Source organism: Paenibacillus sp. F024 (genome assembly GCF_057814255.1).
The window spans coordinates 1-6,394 of record NZ_JBVASZ010000072.1 but is presented as its reverse complement, the minus strand read 5'-3'; the positions used below and the strand labels follow the sequence as shown (position 1 = coordinate 6,394).

4 protein-coding genes and 2 riboswitches are annotated in these 6,394 nt (G+C 46.3%); all 4 genes read left to right on the top strand.

Features of this window, described 5'->3' with window-relative positions:
- The first annotated feature begins 146 nt into the window (after window positions 1-146).
- The 4 genes from ACZYR9_RS27070 (at window position 147) to ACZYR9_RS27055 (ending at window position 6,186) form a co-directional block, all read left to right on the top strand.
- Entirely contained in the window at window positions 147-2,114 is a 1,968-nt protein-coding gene (locus ACZYR9_RS27070; RefSeq protein ID WP_488981456.1) for an MASE4 domain-containing protein, read from the top strand.
- A 384-nt stretch (window positions 2,115-2,498) separates the two neighbouring features.
- Window positions 2,499-2,581, top strand: a riboswitch (cyclic di-GMP riboswitch).
- 53 nt (window positions 2,582-2,634) lie between these two features.
- Window positions 2,635-2,739: riboswitch (purine riboswitch) on the top strand.
- Between the two features lie 212 nt (window positions 2,740-2,951).
- Window positions 2,952-4,541 carry a methyl-accepting chemotaxis protein gene (locus tag ACZYR9_RS27065; RefSeq protein ID WP_488981455.1) on the top strand — a complete coding sequence of 530 codons (1,590 nt, stop codon included), beginning with the start codon at window positions 2,952-2,954 and terminating at the stop codon, window positions 4,539-4,541.
- A gap of 36 nt (window positions 4,542-4,577) precedes the next feature.
- Entirely contained in the window at window positions 4,578-5,546 is a 969-nt protein-coding gene (locus ACZYR9_RS27060) for an HD-GYP domain-containing protein (protein WP_488981454.1), read from the top strand.
- A gap of 34 nt (window positions 5,547-5,580) precedes the next feature.
- The gene (locus ACZYR9_RS27055) at window positions 5,581-6,186 is read left to right on the top strand and encodes a sigma-70 family RNA polymerase sigma factor (protein ID WP_488981453.1); all 606 of its coding nucleotides are present in this window, start codon (window positions 5,581-5,583) and stop codon (window positions 6,184-6,186) included.
- Window positions 6,187-6,394 lie beyond the last annotated feature (208 nt).

Below are 6,394 nucleotides of genomic sequence, written 5' to 3'. Positions count from 1 at the left end.
ATAGGCAAAAGGAGCGGTCAAGCGCTCTTCTTGACGGCTTCTTTTGCCTATGAGATTCTCCAAGCAAGCGGAAGGGTTATGACTCTCGTTAATAGCCATCCACCCACCCAGTAGCGCGAAGAGCCAATTTTTTCGGGGTGTTTGTCATGGAGCCGTCGTCAAAGATACAGATTTCGTCCGATCCTCTGAATATTTCCTCTTATCAAGCTAGTCCGCTTCAACGCAAGGGGGCTTTGGCCGTTGTCCTCGTTGTTATGGTGATTACGATTCTGACACTGCCGTGGGCCCGAATGGCCTGGCCGACGATACAGCCTTTTCTTCCGGCTTATATTACGGGTGTGCTGATCCTTGATTTGGTAACCGCCTACGTGCTGTTTACGGAATTCCTTGTGAGCCGGAAGCCTTCCCTCAGCGTTCTTGCTTCGGCTTACTTATTTTCAGCGCTTATCACAATCCCTCATATCCTTTCATTTCCCGGTGTGTTCAACGAAACGGGATTGCTTGGTGCCGGAACACAAACGGCCGTTTGGCTGTGGGTGTTTTGGCACGGCGGGTTTCCTATGTTCATCATTGCTTATATGCTGGTCGATGCTAGATTAGGTGAAACGCAGCTTTCGCAGCGGCGTGCGCGTTATTTGGCGGGATTTATGTTCGTGCTGGTTGTTCTGATTGTTTTCTTGCTGGCGTTGGCTGCTTTCCGCTTCGATGACCACCTGCCGAAAATTATTGAGCAGGGCAACTTCAATATTCTTATTACATCGGGTGTAGGTCCCTCGGTCTGGCTGTTGAACGCAGCAGCCTGTGCCGCCTTGTTTTGGGTAAAGCGCGGGAAAACCGTACTCACATTATGGCTGAATGTTGCGGTCTTCGCATTTCTGGTCGACGTGACGTTGACTCTGTTTGCCGGAGCCAGGTACAGCTCAGGATGGTATGTGGCGCGGCTGACAAGCTTCTTTTCGGCGGGGATTGTATTGGGCACCATGCTGTATGAGCTAAGAAGCCTTTATTCTTTAGCGGCTGCAACCAATGAGCAGCGAATGAAGCAGGCATCGGAACTGATCGATTTAAACCTGCAGCTGACACAGGAAAAAACGCATATCCAACACATCATGGAAACCGTTCAGGAAGGCAAAATGCTGTATGATGCTTCTGCAGGAATCATATTTGCGAATACGCGCATGAACGAGCTTCTTAAGACGAACAGACCCCTGATTGAGGCCAAGATCATCGAATGGCTGCAGCGTCCGGATAAGGAGTTTAAGGAGCGGCTGCTTCTGGAATCGGGACAAAAGATGAGGCACTTTGAAGTGTACGTGCTCGCAACACATGAGTCTGGGTCAAGCTCCTATAAAAGAGTGTACATTTTTGTTTTCCGCGATCGGACGGAGGAAGAGAAAATTGAGCAGATCAAAAATGAATTTGTCAGTGTGGTATCCCATGAGCTGCGGACTCCGCTCACAAGCATATTGGGGTTTGTTGAACTGATGCTGAGCCGGGAGCTGCAGCCCGAACGTCAGAGAAAATATTTAACGACGGTACATAAGGAAACGACCCGTCTTTCTGTTCTGATTAACGATTTCCTGGATATTCAGCGGATAGAATCGGGCAAGCAGACATTTGAATTTGAACCGATGGATTTAAGGCTCTTCCTAAACGACATTGTACAGCGTTGGCAGGGGAACAGCGGCTTTCAAATCGAGCTGTCGGTTATCGAGGCTCCTGTTTGGATTCTCGGGGATCAAGACCGGCTTCACCAAGTATTTGATAATTTAATCAGCAACGCCATCAAATACTCCCCGGGGAGAGACAAAATCGATATCCAATTAAGTACAGTCCACGAGCAGGTATTTATAGAGGTGAGAGACTATGGCCTCGGTATACCGGAAGAATCGAAGGATAAGCTTTTTTCCAAGTTTTATAGGGTGGATAATAGCGATAGACGCAAAATCGGAGGCACGGGATTAGGGCTATCGATTGTAAAGGAAATCGTGGAAGCGCATAACGGGAAGCTCGTCTTTGAATCAGAACATGGCAAAGGCTCTGTCTTTACCGTAGTGCTCCCGGAAATCGAATTCGATCATGCAGTGGAGCAGCGCAATGGCGGGTCAGGTTAGAACGTTCGAACATAGGGGTAATGGCTTTTTGAGAGTCATTACCATTTTTTTGTATTTTAAAGGATGTTGTCCTCAAGAAAACGTTGTGGTCAGCGACTTGTCTACCTGTATAAAAATCTAGTAGGACTATCATAGATATAAAAAAATAAGGGTCAAGTCATTAGTCGATATTAATGCACCTAAAAACAGTACATTCACCGGAGTTGTGAATGCCATGGAATCCGGTTCATGGCAAATCATTGTTCCCGAAATAGCCATGAAATTTTTGTACATTTTTCAACAAGATACTATAGTTTATTGACATTTATTATGATAACGTGTAACTTTGGACATGGTATTTAGTGCCTATTTTTTGTTCTTCGTTTATGATTCTATTTTCATACAAGTTGATAAAGGCAAACTTATTGAAAGATAAGGGCGCAAAGCCACGGGTCTAAGGCGAAAGCTATGACAGCCGGGTTGCCAATGGGTAGAACTGGGCCCTTTGGGGTCCTTTTTTGTGTCCATTTTCATTACAAGCCATGAACCATTTAGAAAAACTCGTATAACTGCAGGAATCATCGGCCTGCATGGTCTCTACCCGGCCGCCGGAAATGGCTGGACTACGAGGGGATAACTTGCGCAGTTTGTTTAAATAGGACAAGCTTTCTTAACATTACGTATGTCTTCTGGTGTTTACTCGATGAATTGATTTCTCCTGAGCGGGAACGGATTATCGGGTTTTTTATTTTTAATAGAGGGACATCACTGGCGGAATCGGATTTCAGGGGGGGAAACGCGATAAGCGTCGAGCACAATGGATTAAAACAGTACTTATTGGAAAAGGGGTCACTTATTTTGAAGTGGTTTTATAATTTAAGAACGTCGGTGAAATTAATTTCAGCATTTGTGTTGATTGGAATCATTTTAATATTTGTCGGATGGTTTGGTTTAAATAACATGGGTAAATTGAATGACGAGATCACGACCACATACAATGATCGTCTAATACCGATCCATGATCTTTCGGCTTCACAAATTTTATATCAACGCATTAGAGTAAATATCCGGGATATGAACTTTGTTGCGAATACACCCGAGGCTAAAAAAAATTATGAACAAACGATCAATGAGCTAATAACACAAATTGACGCAAATATCGATAAGTACAGCAAAACCGGGTTGGACCCACAAGCGGAGGAAATATTTAAGAAATTTGATCCCGCATGGCAGGCCTACAATAACTTATTGGATCACGCGATACAATCCGCTCATGCCGGTGATGTTCAAGAATATTTAAGAACTGCTCCCGAGTTTAGAAAAGCCGGTGACCAAGCGGAAAATATATTGCAGGATTTAATTATCCATAATGTCAGGATAGCGGAAAGGGCCAATGTGGAAGCCAATGCTACCTACGCAAACTCCCGAACGATTACACTTGCGATTATCCTTGTCTCACTGCTTATAAGTATTGGCTTCGGTTATTTCATCTCTCAAATGATCGCGCGACCTTTGAACCGTGTGGTGGGTTTAGTTGAAAGAGTAGCGGGAGGCGATCTTAGAGAAACGTCGGATATCCATACGAAAGACGAGATAGGGCTGTTGGCGGAATCGATCAATAAAATGGTGTTGAGCTTAAGAACGACCGTCGGCGGGATCATGACTTCGGCGGAAAGCGTTGCAGCCGCATCCCAGCAAATATCGGCGACGACCGAGGAGATTGCCGGCGGGACCACGAGTCAGGCCAAAGATACTCAAACGATGAACGAATTATTCAAAGAATTGTCTAACGCCATTAACGCTGTGGCTCGGGCTGCGGAGCAGGCATCCGAATTGTCCAACAGCACGGTGGGAATTGCGCAGGAAGGCGGCCAAGTGGTTCGTACTTCAATTGAAGGGATGCAGCTGGTGAATCAGCAGATGTCGCGTCTCGAAGATGATTCGAATAAAATTGGGGAAATTATTGATGTCATTGACGACATTGCAGAGCAGACCAATCTTCTGGCTTTGAACGCGGCGATTGAGGCCGCACGCGCCGGAGACCAGGGTCGGGGGTTTGCCGTGGTTGCGGATGAAGTGCGCAAATTGGCTGAGCGCAGCAGCGAAGCGACCAAGCAAATTTCATCGATCATTAAAGGAATGCAGAACAATACCCGTCAAAGCGTGAAAGCGGTAGGAGAGGGCGTTATTTCGTCCCAAAAAACCGGTGAAGCTTTTGAGAGTATCATCAAAATGGTCAATGAATCCGCCCACAAGGCGGCGGAAATCGCCGCGGCGAGCGAAGAACAGGCGGCTCAATCTTCGGAGGTGCTCACTTCAATCGAAAGCATCTCCGCCTCAACGGAAGAAGCGGCGGCAGCTTCGGAGGAAACCGCAGCGACAGCTCAATCCCTTGCCGGATTGGCAGATGAGTTGAATCATGCCGTATCCACTTTCAAAGTGAAATAGATTCGTTCAATTATTGTAGAAGGGGAAATGAACGCCGTGAGATTGATTCCAATCACTCAATACGACGAGAGAACCATGCAGTTGGCAAAGCCGGTATATGACAGTCAACGCCGTATGCTGCTTTCTGCGAACCAGACCATTCATCCTAAATATTTGGAAAGACTTGTGCATATCGGCATCCGGAATTTGATTGTGGAGGATGCTGAGTCCAAGGGCATTACACTGGAAGAGATGATGGATGTTCCGTCATGGATGGACATTGTACAATGGGTTCAAGAGGCTTTTGATGCCGTTAAATCAAAGAAACCTTTACCTACGATCAAATTGCTGCAAGGTACCGGACGTCTGATCAAGGAAATTCAAAGCCGGCCCCTGATATTACCCGTACCTTCTACAACGTTGTCAGAGGCGCTAAGACCATATGCTCATGCGGTGAATGTAGCCATACTATCCTTGCAAGTAGGGAAGAATCTCGGCTATAACGAGCTCATGCTGCGTGATCTCGCGTTGGGATGCCTGATGCATGATATTGGAAAGGCGAAAGCTGTGGAGGAAAAGGAGCATCCGGAGGCCGGATTCTCTATCTTGCGGGGAATTCGTGAAATCAGTTTATTATCTGCACATATCGCATTCCAGCATCATGAAAAATTGGATGGGCAGGGATTCCCACGGGCAATTCGCGGGGAGGCATTCCATCCGTATGCCCAAATATGTGCTGTTTGCAATTTGTACGAGAATCAATCGAATGAGCTGCCGCCTCACGAAGTCATGGAGATGGTGATGGCATCAAGCAGTATTTCCTACAGCACCGAAATTGTACAAGCCTTTGTAAGTGCGGTTCCCGCATACTCTCCCGGGACCAAAGTCATTTTGCAGCATGGGGAAGAAGCGATCGTCACCAAAATCACCAGCCATATGCAAAGACCGGTTGTTCGCATCCTGGCTACTGGAGAAGAAATCTCCTTAGCGGACCGTCCGACGATCATGATATCCGGTTGCAAATAAAAAAATCAACATAAGAACTGAGGGGATGACTTCAATGATGGATGAATTTACGGATTCCGATCTGGTTGCCTGCGTAAATCAAGGCGATCAGCTCGCATTCAACTCTCTGCTAAGTCGTTATCTTCCGATGATTTATTGTTGCAGCAAGAAGTATTATGCACCAGGTCTCATGCCGGCTGACATGAATCAAGCCGGTTGTATCGGCTTATTTATCGCATGTAAAAAATATAACCCTGCTAAAGGCATGGCGTTTTCCGGCTTCGCCAAATTACACATCAAGCATTATATTATCAACGCCGTAAAAGCAGCCTTAAGAAAAAAACAACAGGTTTTAAACCAATGCTTGTCCTTGGACGAAACGCCATTTAGCGAACAGGAAAAGATCAGCCGATATGAACTTATCCCCAACTTTACGCCTTCGGCGGAAGACGTGTTTATGAAGCAGGCAAGAGATAAGGAACTGTTTGACACGATAAAAACGCATTTAACGCATTTGGAAAGGTCAGCGGTAATGGGGTTGCTCGATGGATTGGTCTATAAGGAGATCGCTGATTTACACGGAGTAGGTAATAAATCAATCGATAATGCGCTGAAAAGGGCAAAAGGAAAATTGAAAACCGCTCTTTATCACAATGCATAATTTTTGCAGGGTCGGGAATGTATCCGGCACAGCATAAGACATAATAAAAGCCCAAGGGGGAGGAGCTCCTTTGGGCTTTTACCGTTTGGCGTGCCCAGCTAAGCACGCATCTTCTAGCCGGTGAAAGTCCGGTCGCGGGAGGAGCCAAGTCCCCGCGTAGCTAGGATACTTGCGTATGGCGAAATCTGTGCGTAAAAGCGTATCGACG

Excerpts from the sequence above, each read along its gene's own strand:
- ACZYR9_RS27070 (WP_488981456.1), top strand. The coding sequence starts at position 147 with ATGGAGCCGTCGTCAAAGATACAGATTTCGTCCGATCCTCTGAATATT.
- ACZYR9_RS27055 (WP_488981453.1), top strand. The coding sequence starts at position 5,581 with ATGATGGATGAATTTACGGATTCCGATCTGGTTGCCTGCGTAAATCAA.